The sequence below is a fragment of the Streptomyces rectiviolaceus genome (assembly GCF_039533825.1).
In the GTDB taxonomy this organism is placed as follows: Bacteria; Actinomycetota; Actinomycetes; order Streptomycetales; family Streptomycetaceae; genus Streptomyces; species Streptomyces rectiviolaceus.
Genome location: NZ_BAAAUG010000148.1, coordinates 101,315 through 118,096, shown reverse-complemented (window position 1 = coordinate 118,096; position 16,782 = coordinate 101,315). Strand labels below are relative to the sequence as shown.

14 protein-coding genes are annotated in these 16,782 nt (G+C 71.1%); 6 read left to right on the top strand and 8 right to left on the bottom strand.

All coding sequences use genetic code 11. From position 1 onward, the window contains the following. Nucleotides 1-86 precede the first annotated feature (86 nt). Nucleotides 87-437 (top strand): SH3 domain-containing protein, encoded by a 351-nt coding sequence (locus tag ABD378_RS34445; RefSeq protein ID WP_344527511.1) that lies wholly within the window; start codon nucleotides 87-89, stop codon nucleotides 435-437. Nucleotides 438-630: 193 nt separating this feature from the next. Continuing rightward, nucleotides 631-1,089, top strand: a complete 459-nt coding sequence (locus ABD378_RS34440) for a DUF3592 domain-containing protein (protein ID WP_344527509.1) — start codon at nucleotides 631-633, stop codon at nucleotides 1,087-1,089. Between the two features lie 228 nt (nucleotides 1,090-1,317). Here the strand turns inward: ABD378_RS34440 and ppdK are convergent, their stop codons facing one another. Together ppdK and ABD378_RS34430 are read right to left on the bottom strand one after the other, a co-directional pair. Beyond that, nucleotides 1,318-4,080, bottom strand: coding sequence for a pyruvate, phosphate dikinase (gene ppdK / locus ABD378_RS34435; RefSeq protein ID WP_425583921.1), 2,763 nt, complete (start codon nucleotides 4,078-4,080; stop codon nucleotides 1,318-1,320). A gap of 416 nt (nucleotides 4,081-4,496) precedes the next feature. Continuing rightward, nucleotides 4,497-5,786: an ROK family protein gene (locus tag ABD378_RS34430; protein ID WP_344527506.1), complete on the bottom strand. Its 1,290-nt coding sequence runs from the start codon at nucleotides 5,784-5,786 to the stop codon at nucleotides 4,497-4,499. Nucleotides 5,787-5,938: 152 nt separating this feature from the next. Here ABD378_RS34430 and ABD378_RS34425 point away from each other — a divergent pair, with 152 nt between their 5' ends. Continuing rightward, nucleotides 5,939-7,345: an MGH1-like glycoside hydrolase domain-containing protein gene (locus tag ABD378_RS34425; protein ID WP_425583922.1), complete on the top strand. Its 1,407-nt coding sequence runs from the start codon at nucleotides 5,939-5,941 to the stop codon at nucleotides 7,343-7,345. A gap of 36 nt (nucleotides 7,346-7,381) precedes the next feature. After that, the gene (locus tag ABD378_RS34420) at nucleotides 7,382-9,346 is read left to right on the top strand and encodes an amylo-alpha-1,6-glucosidase (protein WP_344527504.1); all 1,965 of its coding nucleotides are present in this window, start codon (nucleotides 7,382-7,384) and stop codon (nucleotides 9,344-9,346) included. Between the two features lie 92 nt (nucleotides 9,347-9,438). On the opposite strand, the gene ABD378_RS34415 is transcribed toward ABD378_RS34420, so the two are convergent. From ABD378_RS34415 to ABD378_RS34395, 5 genes are read right to left on the bottom strand one after another with little or no spacing between them, the layout of a single operon-like run. Further along, entirely contained in the window at nucleotides 9,439-10,674 is a 1,236-nt protein-coding gene (locus ABD378_RS34415; protein ID WP_344527502.1) for an NAD(P)/FAD-dependent oxidoreductase, read from the bottom strand. Nucleotides 10,675-10,680: 6 nt separating this feature from the next. Further along, the gene (locus ABD378_RS34410) at nucleotides 10,681-10,872 is read right to left on the bottom strand and encodes a ferredoxin (RefSeq protein WP_344527500.1); all 192 of its coding nucleotides are present in this window, start codon (nucleotides 10,870-10,872) and stop codon (nucleotides 10,681-10,683) included. A gap of 35 nt (nucleotides 10,873-10,907) precedes the next feature. Then, nucleotides 10,908-11,759, bottom strand: coding sequence for a fumarylacetoacetate hydrolase family protein (locus ABD378_RS34405; protein WP_344527497.1), 852 nt, complete (start codon nucleotides 11,757-11,759; stop codon nucleotides 10,908-10,910). Next, nucleotides 11,756-12,691 (bottom strand): DODA-type extradiol aromatic ring-opening family dioxygenase, encoded by a 936-nt coding sequence (locus ABD378_RS34400; protein ID WP_344527495.1) that lies wholly within the window; start codon nucleotides 12,689-12,691, stop codon nucleotides 11,756-11,758. The genes ABD378_RS34405 and ABD378_RS34400 overlap by 4 nt, the downstream gene beginning before the upstream one ends. Then, complete coding sequence (locus ABD378_RS34395; RefSeq protein ID WP_344527493.1) at nucleotides 12,684-14,279, bottom strand: aldehyde dehydrogenase; 1,596 nt, start codon at nucleotides 14,277-14,279, stop codon at nucleotides 12,684-12,686. Before ABD378_RS34395 ends, ABD378_RS34400 begins: the two co-directional genes overlap by 8 nt. Before the next feature lie 172 nt (nucleotides 14,280-14,451). Between ABD378_RS34395 and ABD378_RS34390 the strand changes: the two genes are divergently transcribed. Beyond that, nucleotides 14,452-15,192: a class I SAM-dependent methyltransferase gene (locus ABD378_RS34390; RefSeq protein WP_344527491.1), complete on the top strand. Its 741-nt coding sequence runs from the start codon at nucleotides 14,452-14,454 to the stop codon at nucleotides 15,190-15,192. A 77-nt stretch (nucleotides 15,193-15,269) separates the two neighbouring features. Here the strand turns inward: ABD378_RS34390 and ABD378_RS34385 are convergent, their stop codons facing one another. Then, nucleotides 15,270-16,277 (bottom strand): helix-turn-helix transcriptional regulator, encoded by a 1,008-nt coding sequence (locus ABD378_RS34385; protein ID WP_344527489.1) that lies wholly within the window; start codon nucleotides 16,275-16,277, stop codon nucleotides 15,270-15,272. A 100-nt stretch (nucleotides 16,278-16,377) separates the two neighbouring features. Between ABD378_RS34385 and ABD378_RS34380 the strand changes: the two genes are divergently transcribed. Next, the gene (locus tag ABD378_RS34380) at nucleotides 16,378-16,776 is read left to right on the top strand and encodes a VOC family protein (protein WP_344527487.1); all 399 of its coding nucleotides are present in this window, start codon (nucleotides 16,378-16,380) and stop codon (nucleotides 16,774-16,776) included. Nucleotides 16,777-16,782: the final 6 nt, after the last annotated feature.

Genomic DNA, 16,782 nt, shown 5'->3' with positions numbered 1-16,782 from the left:
TTGCCTGCCCTGACCTGCGCATACAGAAGCTACGGCGGTAGTACCGCTGTGGCTGTAGCGCTCGAGAACTGAAGAGAAGGCAACAAGTGACGAAGCACAGGATCGCCGCCCGACTCGCCGGCGTGGCCGCTGTCGGCGCCGTGGTGGCGGGTGGCACCGTCGCGCTGGCGCCGGCCGCGTCCGCGGTGGGCTCCAGCGCCTGCACGAAGAATGTCGAGAACTACTACTCCCAGACGGACACCACGGTGAAGTTCCGCACGGGCCCCGGGACCGGCTACACGGCCAAGGGGACGGTGGGCGAGGGGCGCCGGGTGTACGTCACCTGCACCGCCGCGGGCGGCAAGTGGGCCTTCCTGAAGGTCCTCAGCGGCCCGCACAAGGGAGAGACCGGCTGGATCGCCTACAAGTGGCTTGCCGTTCCCATGCAGACGAGCTGACGGGCTGACAGGCTGACGGGCTGAGATAGGTCCTGCTCCTGCTTGACGAGGCAGCACCCCGGACAGGGTGCTGCCTCGTCGCATCTACCTGGCACTTCGTCACGACGCCACCCCCGCAGGGCATTAGAGGACTGTGGCGCAGGCCGGACGTGGACGTCACCGCACCGGCACACGAGCCGGTCACGCTGGCGGCATGACCGCACAGGCTCCGCGCCGCATGGCGCCATGGCGTCGCAAGCGGCTGTACCTGGCGGCACTGCTCGTGGTCCTCGGGTCGGTCGTCGTCACTTGTTTCGGGTACACCGGGCACACCCTGGTGACCACGCTGTACTCCCGGGGCGTGCCCGTCGTTGCCGAGACGGTCTCGGTCGCCACCGACGCCGACGGCCGCACCACCGACATCACCGTGCGCTTCCGCCCGACCGGTGGCGCCGACTCCGTCACGGCGGAGCTGCCCACATCGCCGCCGCTGCCCCGGGCGGTCGAGGGGCGCCCGATCGAAGTGGTCTACGACTCTCACGGCCCCGCCGACGTGCTGAGCACCGATCAGCTGCACCGCCTGGCACCGGACGGGAACCCGATGGTGGTCGCCGGGTTCGTCCTCATGGCCCTCGGACCGTTGCTTGCCGCATCCACACTGCGTCGCACCTAGGCCGCTTCGCAGTGGTGCGCCCGTCCGGCCCGCATGGAGCAACGCGTCAAGGCCCGCGCGAAGATCCCGCGCGGAGCCGCGAGCTCATGCCCGAAGGGGCAGCACCCCCGCACAGGGTGCCGCCCCTTCCTGGTGAACCGGAGCCGATGCCGCATCGGTGAGGGTCGGGGACACGGCGTCGGCTCCGGAGTTCTACCGGTTGCCCGGAGAGCTACCGGGCCCGGAGACCTACCGGTGGTCGCTGCCCGCCGACTCGGACGCCGCGCGGCCTGCCTCCAGGCGGGCCACCGGGATCCGGAACGGGGAGCAGGAGACGTAGTCCAGGCCCACCTCGTGGAAGAAGTGGACGGACTCCGGGTCGCCGCCGTGCTCGCCGCAGACGCCGAGCTTCAGGTCGGGGCGGGTGGCGCGGCCGGCCTTGACCGCGTCCTTCACCAGCTTGCCCACGCCGTCCTTGTCGATGGTCTCGAAGGGGGAGACCCCGAAGATGCCCTTCTCCAGGTACGCCGTGAAGAAGCTCGCCTCCACGTCGTCGCGCGAGAAGCCCCAGACGGTCTGCGTGAGGTCGTTCGTGCCGAAGGAGAAGAACTCGGCGGCCTCCGCGATCTGGTCCGCAGTGAGCGCGGCACGCGGCAGCTCGATCATGGTGCCGAGCGCCAGCTTCAGCTGCACGCCGGTCGTCGCCTCGACCTCCGCGATGACCTGCTCGGCCTCCTCGCGGACGATCTCCAGCTCCTGGACCGTGCCGACGAGCGGAATCATGATCTCCGCGCGCGGGTCGCCCTTGGCGTTCTTGCGCTCGGCCGCGGCCTCGGCGATCGCCCGTACCTGCATGGTGAACAGGCCGGGGATGACCAGACCCAGGCGTACGCCGCGCAGGCCCAGCATCGGGTTCTGCTCGTGCAGGCGGTGCACGGCCTGGAGCAGGCGCAGGTCGTTCTCGTTGGAGTCCTTGCGGGACTCCGCGAGAGCGACCCGGACGGAGAGCTCCGTGATGTCCGGGAGGAACTCGTGCAGCGGCGGGTCCAGGAGACGGACCGTCACCGGGAGGCCGTCCATCGCCTCGAAGAGTTCCACGAAGTCGCGCTTCTGGAGGGGCAGGAGCTCCTTGAGAGCGTCCTCGCGTTCGTTGTCCGCGTCGGCGAGGATCAGGCGCTCGACCATCTCGCGGCGCTCACCGAGGAACATGTGCTCGGTGCGGCACAGGCCGATGCCCTGGGCGCCGAAGCGGCGGGCACGGAGTGCGTCCTCGGCGTTGTCCGCGTTGGCGCGGACCCGCAGGCGGCGCACCCGGTCCGCGTACGCCATGATCCGGTGCACGGCGCCGACCAGCTCGTCGGCGTCGTCGGCACCCGCGTGCATCCGGCCCTCGAAGTACTCGACGACCGGCGAGGGGACCACGGGCACCTCGCCGAGGTACACCTTGCCCGTCGAGCCGTCGATGGAGACGACGTCGCCCTCCTCGACGACCACACCGCCGGGCGCGGTCAGGCGCCGCCGCTTGGTGTCGACCTCGATCTCCTCGGCGCCGCAGACGCAGGTCTTGCCCATGCCGCGGGCGACGACGGCCGCGTGCGACGTCTTGCCGCCGCGCGAGGTCAGGATGCCCTCGCACGCGATCATGCCGTCGAGGTCGTCGGGGTTGGTCTCACGGCGAATGAGGATGACCTTCTCGCCGGAACGCGACCACTTGATGGCCGTGTACGAGTCGAAGACCGCCTTGCCGACCGCGGCACCGGGTGACGCGGCGATGCCCCGGCCCAGCTGCTCGACCTTCGCGTCCTCGTCGAACCGCGGGAACATCAGCTGCGCGAGCTGCGCGCCGTTGACGCGCTGCAGCGCCTCGGCCTCGTCGATCAGGCCCTGGTCGACGAGCTGCGTCGCGATGCGGAATGCGGCACCGGCGGTGCGCTTGCCGACGCGGGTCTGCAGCATCCACAGCTGGCCGCGCTCGATGGTGAACTCGATGTCGCACAGGTCCTTGTAGTGCGTTTCGAGGGTCTCCATGATCTGCATGAGCTGGTCGTACGACTTCTTGTCGATCTGCTCGAGATCGGCGAGCGCGACGGTGTTGCGGATGCCCGCCACCACGTCCTCGCCCTGCGCGTTCGTCAGGTAGTCGCCGTACACGCCCTGGTGGCCGCTGGCCGGGTCGCGGGTGAACGCGACGCCCGTGCCGGAGTCCGGGCCGAGGTTGCCGAAGACCATGGAGCAGATGTTGACCGCGGTGCCCAGGTCGCCGGGGATGCGCTCCTGGCGGCGGTAGAGCTTGGCGCGGTCGGTGTTCCACGACTCGAAGACCGAGCGGATCGCGAGGTCCATCTGCTCGCGCGGGTCCTGCGGGAAGTCGCGCCCTGCCTCGGTCTTGACGATCTTCTTGAACTTCGTGACCAGCTTCTTCAGGTCGCCGGCCTCGAGGTCGGTGTCGACCGTGACCTTCTTGGCGGCCTTGGCGGCCTCCAGGGCGTCCTCGAAGAGCTCGCCGTCGACATCCATGACCGTCTTGCCGAACATCTGGATGAGACGGCGGTAGGAGTCCCACGCGAAGCGGTCGTCGCCGGACTGCTTGGCCAGGCCCGTCACCGACTTGTCGGAGAGCCCGATGTTCAGGACGGTGTCCATCATGCCGGGCATCGAGAACTTGGCGCCCGAGCGGACCGAGACGAGCAGCGGGTCGTTGGCCTGACCCAGCTTCTTGCCCATGGTCTTCTCGAGGGCGTCGAGGTGCGCACTCACCTCGTCGCGCAGCTCGACCGGCTCCTCGCCGCTGGCGAGGTAGGTCTTGCAGGCCTCTGTGGTGATCGTGAAGCCCGGAGGGACGGGCAGCCCGAGGTTGGTCATCTCGGCGAGGTTCGCGCCCTTCCCGCCGAGAAGGTCCTTGAGGTCCCTGTTGCCCTCGGTGAAGTCATAAACGAACTTCACGGCCGCATCGCTCGCATCGCTGTCGCTCGCATCGCTCTGCGCTACGTGGGGATCTTTGTTTTCCGACACGGGTCTCGACTCCTCGAGGACTCGGTGGCTGCCCTGACGGCGAGGAACATACCCAGATCGAAGGCACCTGGGTACGTCCACTTGTGCGTCATACGGCTGTAACCACCCGTCCGCCAGTAGATCGAAAGTGACTCAGCGGTAGCTCGATCCGAGAGGATGCATTCAAGTCTTGAAGGCGCAACTCCCGTAGACCCCGTGATTCGCTCGAATGAGCGGGCCATACTCAGATGTGAGTTCACCTCATGAATGATCGAGCATTGGCACTGAGTGCCACCCCTTGGAGAAGTGCAGCCGCCCTCGAAGCGCTCATCTGAGCGCAACCCCTATCAGGGGTGGCGAGAATCACGCCGTTTGAAGCGGCCGAATGTCAGCATCCGGACTCGGGTTGAGACGGTCGCACGCCCGTCATGCGCTCGTCACACGCCGAGGGCGGCAAGCCGCTCCTCCACCCGCTTCGGGGCGTACAGGTGCTCCACCACGAGTGTTCCCGCACCGATGAGGGCCGCGCGCTCACCGAGGCGCGAGGTGACGACCTCCAGATGAGCGGTGGAGCGGGGCAGGGCCCGCTGGTACAGCAGCTCGCGCACCCCGGTGAGGAACGGTGTTCCGGCCAGATCTCCGGCGATCATGAGAACTCCGGGGTTCAGGAGCGTGACGACGGTGGCGAGAACCTCCCCGACGTGCCGCCCCGCCTCTCGCGCGAAGCCCACCGCCTCGGGGTTCCCCGCCTCCAGGAGCTCCCGCACATCCGCCCCCGAGGCAGCGGGCACGCCCGCCTCCGTCAGGCGGCGGGCCACCGCCCGGCCGCTGGCCACGGCGGCCAGGCAGCCGTAGGAACCGCACTTGCACAGGGCGTCGGCGCCTTCCGGCACCCGGATGTGGCCGATGTCCCCGGCGCCCCCGTCGATGCCCCGGTAGACCGCGCCGTCGACCACGACGCCCGCGCCGATGCCGGTGGAGACCTTGACCAGGGCGAAGGCCGAGCACTGCGGGTACGAGGCGCGCTGTTCGCCGTACGCCATGAGGTTCGCGTCGTTGTCGACGAGGACCGGGATGTCGGCGGGGCCGCCCGCCTGCTCGGCGAAGGCGCGGCGCAGCCGGCCTCTTATGTCGTAGCCGTCCCAGCCCGGCATGATCGGCGGCTGGACGACGCGGCCCGTCTCGCTGTCCACGGGGCCCGGCACGGCGAGCCCGATGCCGCAGACCGACGCGGGGGCGCGGTCGGTCTTGCGCAGCAGCTCGGCGAAGCGGACGCCCAGCTCACCGAGGACCGCATCGGGGCCGTCATCGATCGCCAGGGGCCCCGCGTGCTCGGCGACGATCTCGCCGGTGAGGCCGAGCAGTGCGGTGCGGGCGTGCCGGGTCTCCAGGTCGGCGGCGAGGACGACCGCGTGGGAGTCGTCGAACTCCAGACGGATGGCGGGGCGTCCGCCGAGCGGCGAGCCCCCCGCCTTGTCCTCCTTGCCGGAGGGACCTCCTGCCCTAGGGGAGGGACCTCCCGCGCCCTCCCGCAGCCAGCCCGCGCGGAAGAGCCGGTCGAGCCGCTGGCCGACCGTGGCGCGGGAGAGCCCGGTGACCTGCTGCAGGGCGCCACGCGTGGTGGCCCGCCCGCTGCGCACCAGGTCGAGCAGGTCCCCGGCGCCGGCATGCTGCCCGCCCACGCGTCCCCCCGTCGCCCGTCCTTCGCGATTCGGTCGATCCGGCATCCGCTCTCCCCTTGCGCTCATCAACTCCACGTTACATATTGGGTTTTGCGTGTTAAGTAGACGTAACTCTAAGGTGGACCACACCAAACTGACAGGGTGTCGAACCCCTCGGGGAGAACCGCGTGGACCGCACGAACGTGGGCCGCACCAACGTGGGCCGCACAGCCCAGCTGCCCGCCCGCCGCGTGACACCGTCGCTGCGCGAGCGCGCCGCCGAGGTCCTCTGGGCCAACTGGACGGGCACGTCGACGGTCCCTTCCCGGCAGCTCTATCCGCACCAGTGGTCCTGGGACTCCGCGTTCATCGCGATCGGTCTGCGTCATCTCTCCCCCCTACGGGCGCAGTTGGAGCTGGAGACGCTGCTCGCCGCCCAGTGGGGCGACGGTCGCGTACCGCACATCGTGTTCAACCCTTCCGTTCCCCTGGACGCCTACTTTCCCAGCCCCGACTTCTGGCGCTCCACCACGGCAGGCCGCGCGGCCGGGGCACCCGGTGCCGTGCAGACCTCCGGCATCGTGCAGCCGCCGGTCCACGCGCTCGCCGCCTGGCTGGTCCACCGCTCCGACCCGGGCCTCTCCCGCGCCCGTTCGTTCCTGGCCCGCGCCCACCCGCGGCTCGCCGCCTGGCACCACTATCTGCTGCACCGCAGGAACGCGGGCGGCGCGGGCCTTGCCTGCGTGGTCCACCCCTGGGAGCAAGGCATGGACAACAGCCCTTGCTGGGACGCCCCGTTGAGCCGCGTGACCCCGGCGGACCCGGCCGCGTACCGCCGCGCGGACCTGGACCACGGCGCTCCGGAGGACCGGCCGACCGATCTCGACTACGGCAGGTACGTCCGGCTTGCGGCGGACTACCGCGATCGTCGGTACGCCGACGGGGCGGGCGAGTTCGCCGTCGAGGACCCCTCCTTCAACGCGCTCCTGGCCGCATCCGAGTACGCACTGGCCCGTATCGAGGCCGAGTTGGGCCTGCACGATGCCTCCGACCAGCGCGAAGCCCGAGCGCAGGCGCTGACGCGGACCCTCGTGGAGCGCCTGTGGGATCCGGCGGAGGGCCTCTTCTTCTGCCGTGACCTGCGCTCCGGGGGCCTGGTGCCGGAGCGCGGCGTCGGCGGCCTGGTCCCGCTGATCCTGCCCGCGCTGCCGCGCCCCGTCGCCGCCGCGCTCGTACGGACCGCGTGCGGACCGCACTTCGGCCTCGGCGGCCGCGCGCTGCTCGTACCGAGCTACGACCTCACCGCGAGCGCCTTCGACCCGCGGCGGTACTGGCGCGGGCCCGCGTGGTTCAACACCAACTGGCTGCTGGAGCGGGGACTTCGGCTGCACGGCGAGCGTGCGCGGGCGGACGGCCTGCGGCGCGCGCTGCTCGATGTGGCCGGGGAGTCGGGGTTCGCGGAGTACGTGGACCCGTTCACAGGGCGGGGCTGCGGTGCGCGCGGCTTCGGCTGGAGCGCCGCGCTCGCCCTGGATCTGCTGCTCGCCGATCCCGCCGGGCGTGACGAGGAACCGCACGGGAGGCCCGCTGCCGTGCCTGCCGTGGCAGTGCCAGGGACGGGTTGAGGGATGAGGGATGAGGGATGAGGGAGGGGTTCAGGGATGACTGATCGGCGTCAACCACTGGTGCGGGGCGGTACGTTCGCGGCGCTCGGCCCGGGTGGCGACATCAGCGGGGTACGGGGCGGCACGGCCCCGGACGGCCTGTTCGTACGCGACGCACGGCACCTGAGCCGCTGGCAGCTGACGGTCGACGGGGCCGTCCCCGAGATCCTCGCGCCGGCGTCGGACGCCGACGCGGACGCGGGCGTCGCACGGTGCGTCCTCGTCCCGCGCGGCGGCAGGCAGGAGCCCGCGTCCTGCACCCTCTTCCGCGAACAGGCGGTGACGGACGGCGCGTTCGTGGAGTCGCTGCGCGTCACGGGCAACCGCCCGGTGCCGACGACCGTGGTTCTCGCGCTGACCGTGGACGCCGACTTCACCGACCAGTTCGAGCTGCGCTCCGACCACCGTACGTACGCCAAGACGGGCGCCGTCAGGTCGCGCAAGGTCATCGGCGGCGGTGAGGGCGAGGAGATCCAGGGCATCGAGTTCGCCTACCGGCGCCGTGAGTGGTGCTCCCGTACGACCGTGACCGCGGCCCCCGCCCCGGACGCGGTCGAGGAGACAGGGACCGGTGCCCGGCGGCTCGTCTGGACCCTCGATCTCGACGCGCACGGCACGGCGGAGGTGGCACTGCGTGTCGCGGCGCATCCGCACGGGGCGCCGCGGCCCCAGGTACCGGCGAGCCCCGCCGATGCAGCCGCGCAACTCTCGTCCCTGGAGAGCGAGTTCGCGTCGGGCGTCAAGACCCCCGGCAGCTGGCCCGAGCTGGCGGCGGCGTGCGAGCGGGGCCTCTCGGACCTCGCCGTACTCCAGGTGCCCGCGTCGGGCCCTGACGGCGAGACGCTGAGCGTCCCAGCGGCGGGCGTCCCCTGGTTCCTGACGCTCCTGGGCCGCGACGCCCTCATGACCTCACTCTTCGCTCTCCCCTACCTGCCGCGCCTGGCCGCGGCGACGCTCCCCGCGCTCGCAGCCACCCAGGCGACGGAGGCCACCGAGGGTGCGGTCGCCCAGCCCGGCAAGATCGTGCACGAGGTGCGGCACGGGGAACTGGCGCACTTCGGGCAGGTGCCGTACGGGCGCTACTACGGCTCGGTCGACGCGACCCCGCTCTTCCTCGTCCTGCTCGGCGCGTACACGGAGCAGACCGGCGACACGGCCCTGGCCCGCCGCCTGGAGCCGCACGCGCGGGCCGCCGTCGGCTGGATCCTCGACCACGGCGGCCTCACCTCGCGCGGCTACCTCGTCTACCGCGCGGACGAGGGCGGCCTCGCCAACCAGAACTGGAAGGACTCCCCCGGCGCGATCTGCTCCGCCGACGGCAGCCGCGCCACGGGCCCGGTGATGGCGGCGGGCGCGCAGGGCTACGCGTACGACGCCCTTGGCCGCACGGCGTGGCTGGCGCGCACGGTCTGGGGCGACGAGGTCTACGCGGACCTCCTGACGCAGGCGGCGGCCGACCTGCGGGACCGCTTCCAGCGGGACTTCTGGATGCCGGAGCAGGGCTTCCCCGCCCTCGCTCTGGACGGCGAAGGCCACCAGGTCGACGCGCTCGCGTCGGACGCCGGTCACCTGCTGTGGTCCGGGCTCCTGGACAAGGAGTACGGGGAGGCGGTGGGCCGCCGCCTCCTGGAACCGGACTTCTTCTCGGGCTGGGGAGTCCGCACCCTGGCCGCGGGGCAACCGGCGTACCACCCGCTCTCCTACCACCGCGGTTCGGTGTGGCCGCACGACAACGCCCTGATCACCCTGGGCCTCGCACGCTACGGACTGCACGACGAGGCGCGGGCGGTGGCGCGGGGCCTGGTGGCGGCGGCGTCACGCGGCGGCGACCGGCTGCCGGAGGTGCTCGCGGGGTACGGGCGTGAGTCCTACCCGGGCCCGGTCCCTTACCCGCACGCGTGCGTACGGGAGTCACGATCGGCGGCGGCGCCACTCGCGCTCCTGAGCGCGGTGGGCGGGTAGCGGGGGTTCGGCACTTCGGGGCATCGCGCGCCGAGGCATCGGCACTCCGGAACCTCGCGCGCCGTCGATCACCGGCTCCGCCGAGCTCGTCCTCAAACGCCGGACGGGCTGAAGTCCAGCCCGTCCGGCAACGCCATCAGCTCCGTCCGGTAACGCCCCGCCAGCGCAACCGCCTTGGCTCCACCCAGCGCGACGACCCCCACCAGCCGCTCCCCCAGGAAGTAGCCGTACACCACATCCCCGCCCCCCGAATCCGGCCCACCCTCCAGAAGCCGGGCCTGCTCCCCCACCCCCGGCAGCCCGAACGACTGCACCCGCACATCGAACTGATCGCTCCAGAAAGACGGCAACGGCGCGAACGGCGCCAAGCCGTGCGGCGGTATCCCGCCCCTCAGCCCCGCCACCAGCACCCGCGCCGCGTGCTTTGCGCAGTCCGTCGGCATCGACCAGTGCTCGACCCGCCGCGCGACCGCCCCGTACCGTGCGTTCGGGAAGCGGGCCACGTCCCCCACGGCGACCGCGTGCGGGAGGCCACCGATGCGCAGATGGGCGTCGCACAAGACGCCATCCGTCAGATCGAGGCCATGCCCGGCCCCCTCGCCCGCCCCCAGCCACTCCACGTTCGGCAACGACCCGACCGCCTCGACCACCACGTCCGCGCCGCACTCGCTCCCGTCGTCCAACACCGCGCGCTCATCCGCCAGTTCGGAGACGAGCCGCCCCATACGGAACCGCACCCCGTGCCCCTCGTGCCGCCGCCGCAGCACCCGCCCGAGCTCCTCGCCCACCGCGAGCGTCATCGGCTCGGTCTCCGGCGCGACGACCGTCACCTCGCACCCCGCCCCGCGGGCCGTGGCCGCCACCTCGCAGCCGATGAAACCCGCGCCGATCACCAACACCCGTACGCCGTCGCTCAGTTCAGAACGCAGCGCCGCCGAGTCCTCCAAGGTACGTACGACATGCCGCGGTGGCCCCCCGGCCAGCGGAAGCCTGCGTGGCCGCACCCCTGTAGCGGCCACCAGACCCTCGTAAGCATGAACCGAACCGTCGGCCAGCGTGAGCGTGCGCGCCGTGAGGTCCGCGGACTCGACCGCAAGGCCGAGCCGCCATGCCACGTCGGCGACACTGGGGCGGTGGCGCAGCGCCGTACCGGCGGCCGGGGCCACGCCCGCGAGCACCTCCTTGGACAACGGCGGGCGGTTGTACGGGAGATGGGGCTCGTCCCCGTACACCGTGATCGCCCCTTCCCACCCCGCGGCCCGCAACTGTTCCGCCGCCCGCAGCCCGCCGAGCGACGCGCCGACGACGGCGATTCCCGCCGGGGCCACGGCGGGTCAGCCCTCGACCCGGATGGCCTGGAGCGGGCAGACGTCGGCGGCGTCCTCCGCGTCGGCGCGCAGCGCTTCGCCGGGCGATTCGACGTACGCGAGACGACCGTTCTCGTCGAGCGTGAAGACGTCCGGCGCGGCAAAGACGCACTGCCCGTGGTCCTGGCAGACGTCCAGGTCGACAGTGACCTTGAGCATGTGAACTCCCTGCTTCGGAGGCGTGGTTGGCGTGATCAACGGCGCGGCGCCCGCACCCCGCGGAACTCCCAGTCGCCCCCGAGAGCCGTCGATACGACCTCCTCGGACTCCGTGGGCTGGGCGCCGACGTCGGAGCGGACGGCCGTCGGGCCGGTGACGATGTGGTTCGTGAGACGGCCGAGGCCCTCGGCCTCGACCTCGACGACGTCTCCCGGACGGACGGGCCGGGAGCCCGCGGGGGTGCCGGACAGGAGCACGTCGCCCGGCTCCAGCGTGATCGTGCGGGCGATGTCGGCGACGAGATAGTGCATGTCCCACTCCATCTCGTCCGTCGAACCGTCCTGCACCAGCTCCCCGTTGACGTACGTCCGCAGGTACTTGGAGCGGAAGTCCCACCCGGTGACGAGGCCCGGGCCCAGCGGGCAGAGCGTGTCGGAGCCCTTGACCCGGAGCATCGAACCGGCGTCGGTGTCGCGGAAGTCGTGCAGGCCGTAGTCGTTGGCGACGGTGTGACCCGCGATGTACGCGCCCGCGTCGGCCGGGGCGATGTTGCGGCAGGTGCGGCCGATGACGATGCCGATCTCGCCCTCGTAGTTGAGGTACTTGCAGCCTTCGGGGCGGACGACCGCGCCGCCGTGCGCGTTCAGTGCCGAGACCGGCTTGTGGAAGTAGGTGGGTGCGGGCGGCAGTCCGACGCCGAACTCGGCAACTCTGCTGCGGTGGTTGAGGTGGACGGCGATCACCTTGGAGGGCCGCACGGGAGGGAGATGGCTCGCCTCCGCCGCCTTCACGCGGCGTCCGTCCGCGGCGACCAGCTCATCTCCCTCCCGTACGACCTGGACTGCGGCGCCTTCGAGGAGGATGCGGCGGTATTCGGTCGTGGTCATACGGCGGCCTCGGTCTCTGCTTCGGGGGCGGCGGCAGGGGCGGGGGCGCCGGTCCAGCCGTCGGCGGGGCGGTCGAACCACAGATGCATCTGGCCGGTGCCGACCGAGTTCTCGTACGAGCTGTAGGCGCGCCCGGGAGCGGAGCACCGCTCTTCTCCGAGAGCACCGATCATCATCAGGTAGTGACCGAAGCGCGCCTCGGGCCTGTGGGTGAGGAACTCCGGCATCGTGCGCAGGACTTCGGCATGGTCGCCGCGCTCCAGCCGCTCGATGCACTGCTCGTCGGCGGCCCGCGCCTCTGGCGTACGGATGTGGGACGGCTCGCTCGACTCGTGGGCGCGCAGCTGCCGCAGCGGCCAGAAGGTGTGCGAGAGCGCGCCTGACGCGATGAGGACGACCTTGCGGTCGGGCAGTGCGGCGATCCCGTCGGCGAGTGCGCGGCCGAGACGCAGGTGGTCCTCGGTGTCGCCGGTCTGGCAGACCCCGATCGAGAGCCACTTCTTGTCCGGGAGGCCTTCGCCCAGGTACTTCCAGAGGTTGATCGTGGCGTAGTGGACCGGCAGGTACGGATCGTCGATCGGGGTGATCCATGTCCCGTGCCGGTCGCCGAACTCGGCGATGGAGGCAGCGAGTTCGGGATCACCCGGGAAGTCGTACGGCATCCTGCACATGCCGCGCGGCAGCTCCTCCGAGGTGAAGAGCCCGGCGCGGCGCGCGTGCGCGGAGACGACGAACTCGACCGTGGTGGCCCAGTGCGAGTCGAGCACGACGACGGTGTCGTGGTCGAGGGTCTCGAAGATCTCCTCGCGCAGCCGCCGCAGTCCGGGGACGAGGCTGATCTCGCGGCCTTCGTTGAGCTCTTTGCGGGTCTCTTCGGGCAGCACGATGGTGGGCACGTGGGCGAGGAGACCCGCTGCGACGATCTCACCCATGAGGGGCCCACCCCTTCGGCGCGGTCACGGTGTTCTTCAGGTCGCAGTAGAAGTCGAAGGACCAGTCGCCGCCCTCACGCCCGATCCCCGACGCGCGGGAACCGCCGAAGGGCGCCGAAAGGTCGCGTACGAAGAAGCAGTTGACCCAGACCGTGCCGGCGACGAGCCGTGCGCCGACCCGGGCGGCGCGCTCGCGGTCGCCGGTGGCGAGGGTGGCGGCGAGGCCGAAGCGGGTGTCGTTGGCGAGGCGGACGGCCTCGTCCTCGTCGCCGTCGGGGAAGGTCTGGAGGGTGAGAACGGGCCCGAAGACCTCTTCCTGCACGATCTCGGAGTCCTGGGCGACGTCGGTGAGGAGAGTGGGGAGGTAGTAGTTCCCGCCGCGTTCGGTGAGTTCGGTGTTGCGGCCGCCGCCGGTGACGGCCTTCGCGCCCGCGTCCAGGGCGCGCCGCACGAATCCGTCGACGCGCTCGACGTGCCGGGGGTGGATGTTGGGCCCGACGTCGGTGGCCTCGTCGCGCGGATCTCCCTGGGTCAGCTTCGCCACCCGGTCAAGAACGTGCCCGAGGAAGACATCCCGTACGGACTCCTCGACCAGGATGCGGGTGGCGGCCAGGCAGACCTGCCCCGCGTTGTCGAACTGCTCGACGGCGAGGTCGGCCGCGAGCTGCGGGTCGGCGTCGGCGAAGACGAGCAGCGGGGACTTGCCGCCCAGCTCGAAGCTGCACGGCACGAGGTGCGCGCCCGCGGTCGCGGCGATCCGCCGGGCGGTGGGCACGGACCCGGTGAAGCTGATCCGCCGCACGTCGGGGTCGGCGACCAGGGCCTCGCCCACCTCCGCGCCGTACCCCTGCACCACGTTGAGCACCCCGGCCGGAAGCCCCGCCTCGTGGGCGATGTCCGCGAAGAGCGAGGCGGTCAGCGGGGTCCACTCGGCAGGCTTGAGGACGACGGTGTTCCCCGCGGCGAGCGCGGGCGCGATCTTCCAACTGGCCAGCATCAGAGGGGCGTTCCACGGCGTGATGAGGACGGCCGGGCCGGCCGGGTCCCAGCTCACGTGGTTCGTGTGGCCCCTGGTCTCGAAGTCGTCGTGGGCGAGGGCGAGGAGGCGGTCGGCGAAGTGGCGGAGGTTGTGGACGACGCGGGGCATGACGCCGCGGCGGTGGGAGCGCAGGAGTGCGCCGTTGTCGGCGGTCTCGACGACGGCGAGGTCCTCGATGCGGGCCTCGACTCCGTCGGCGACGGCGTGCAGGAGCCGGGCGCGCTCGCCGGGCGGGGTGGCGGCCCAGCCTGGAAAGGCATCGCGGGCCGCGCCCACGGCCGCCCGCGCCTCGTCGGCGCCACCGCGGGCGATCTCGGCGAGCGGGGTGCCGTCGATGGGCGAGTGGTCGGTGAAGGTGGCAGTGGCGGCGGAGGTGGCGGTGGACGCGGAGGCGGTGGCGGAGGTAGCGGCGGAGGCGATGCGCTCTCCGCCGATCCAGTGCCGGGTGTCGACGGGGACACCGGCGACGGTCGCCGTGTGCGGAGGGTTCGACGGTGGCGCGGGTGCGGGTGCGGGTGCAGGGTCGGGGTCGGAGTCGGGGGGAGCCATGACTTCCTCCAGTTCCTGCAATTCCTGCGATTCGTTTGAACCCAAACAACATTACGAGCGGCAGGGCGAAGGGGTCAACCCCTCGCTCGGGCAACCCTGTTCACCCATCGTTTGAACTCGCCAGTGCCCTAATCGTGTTGACCGCCCCGGTAGGCAGTGCTGGAGTCGGCACGTGGACAGCACCCCCGCCAACCGGCGGCTCTGGAACCAGATCAGCAGCGCCTACCAGCACGAGCACGACCCGCAGATCGGCGCCACACCCCGGCTGTGGGGCATGTACTCCATCCCCGACGCGCACCTGCACGCCCTGGGCGACGTCACCGGCAAGCGCGTCCTCGAACTCGGCTGCGGCGCCGGCCAGTGGTCCAGGGCGCTCGCCGCCGAGGGCGCCACCGTGGTCGGGTTCGACCTGTCCGAAGCCCAACTCGCCGCAGCGGCCCGCGCGATGGGAGCGGCCCGCTACCCGCTGGTGCAAGGCGCCGCCGAACAACTCCCCTTCGCCGCCGACAGCTTCGACCTGGTGTTCTGCGACTTCGGTGGGCTCAGCTGGGCGCCCCCGCACCTGGCCGTCCCACAGGCCGCACGCGTCTTGGGCCGAGGCGGGCGCCTGGTGTTCAACGTCGCCAGCCCATGGTTCGAAGCTTGCTACGACGAAGCCGCCGGCCGCGTGACCACGACGCTGCAGCAGGACTACTTCGGGCTGAACACCATCGCCGAAGACGGCGGCGCGACCAGCTATCAGCTCACCTACGGCGACTGGGTCAAGGTCCTGCGCGGCGCGGGTCTCATCATCGACGACCTCATCGAGCCGCGGCCCGAACTCGGAACACCCAACGGCTACAACAAAACCGACCCACCCGACTGGGCACACCGCTGGCCGGCGGAACTGCTCTGGGTAACCCACAAACCGTAGGTTCCGCCGCGCCGAGAGGTGAAGGCATCCGGCATCCCCTCGCCGGGCAGGCCTTCCAGACGCTTGGTTCCTCGCGGTCAGGCTTGGCGGGCGTAGGACGCAAGGCGATCGGCGAGCGCGGTGACGAGGTCGCGCAGTTCATCGGGGCGCTCGATGACGAACGGCCGGTCGAGTGAGGCGAGTACTGGAGGCAACCATTCGAGCCGCTCCGCCCGCAGCTCGACGCGCAGCCAGCGCTCGGTCGCCCGGTCCTGGCCTGCCTCGGGCTCGTGCTCGTGCTCGTGCTCGTGCTCCTCCAGGCTCGCGACGCTGGCGGGAAGGCGGGCGCGGATCTGCTCAACTGTCCCGTAGATCCGCAAGGTCACCTCATGCCGGTACTCGGCCGTGGCGAACGCCGACAACACGCGCTGTGCCGGACCGGGACCCACGGGCGCTTCGAATGAGCCGGGCAGGGTCCTCGCGTCTGCGATGCGATCGAGCCGGAAGGTACGGGCCTCGCCGATCTGGGTGTCCGTGCCCGTGACGTACCACCGGCCCGCATGGGCGACGATCCCGTACGCGTGCAGCGTGCGTTCGCTGCGCCGTCCGTCGCGGTCGGTGTAGCGGATCGAGACCGGTCGGCGGTGGCGCACCGCATCGGCGATGGTGAGCAGGACCCCGGCGTCCGGGGTGTCGAACTCGCCGAGCTGATCCGTGAAGGCGAGCGCCTCCAGAAGTGTGTCGAGCCGACGGGCGATGTGCTTGGGCAGCACCCGCCGAATCTTCGCCGATGCCGTCTCGCTTGCCGTGTGCTCCGTCGTCGTCAGCCCTGCTCGGCGGCCGGCGACCAGGCCGAGCAGCACGGCCAGCGCCTCGTCGTCGCTGAGCATGAGCGGAGGCAAGCGGTACGTGGGAGCGAGCCGGTACCCGCCGTAGCGGCCGCGCACCGATTCCACGGGCACATCCAGGTCGATCAGCTGGTCCACATACCGCCGCACGGTGCGCCCTTCGACGCCGAGCCGGTCGGCCAGTTCGGCCACCGTCCGGGTGCCGCCCGACTGCAGCAGCTCCAGGAGTGTCAGCACGCGGGCAGTGGGTCGGGACATGTGCACAACTTAACGCGAATACAGGACCGATTCTGTCCACTATTCCTCCTAGCCTGCGCAGTGCACGCCTCACGCCTCCAGCACAGCCAAGGAGATCCCCATGGACTTCGTCTCGATCCGCATCATCACCAGCGACGTAGCGCGCCTCGTCGAGTTCTATGAGCGAGCCACAGGGGTGCGGGCGACGTGGGCCACCGAAGACTTCGCCGAACTCAACACCGCGGGCGCCACCCTCGCGATCGCCGGCACCCGCACCGTCCCGCTGTTCGCCCCGGGCTCTGCCCGCCCGGCGGACAACCACAGCGTGATCACCGAGTTCCTCGTCGACGACGTGGACCGCGTTCACCAGAACCTGACCGGCTTCGTCACCGACTTCGTCACCGAGCCCACCACGATGCCCTGGGGCAACCGGTCGCTGCTGTTCCGTGACCCCGACGGCAACCTCGTCAACTTCTTCACCCCCGTCACCCCAGCGGCCATCGAAAAGTTCGCACGCTGACGCCAC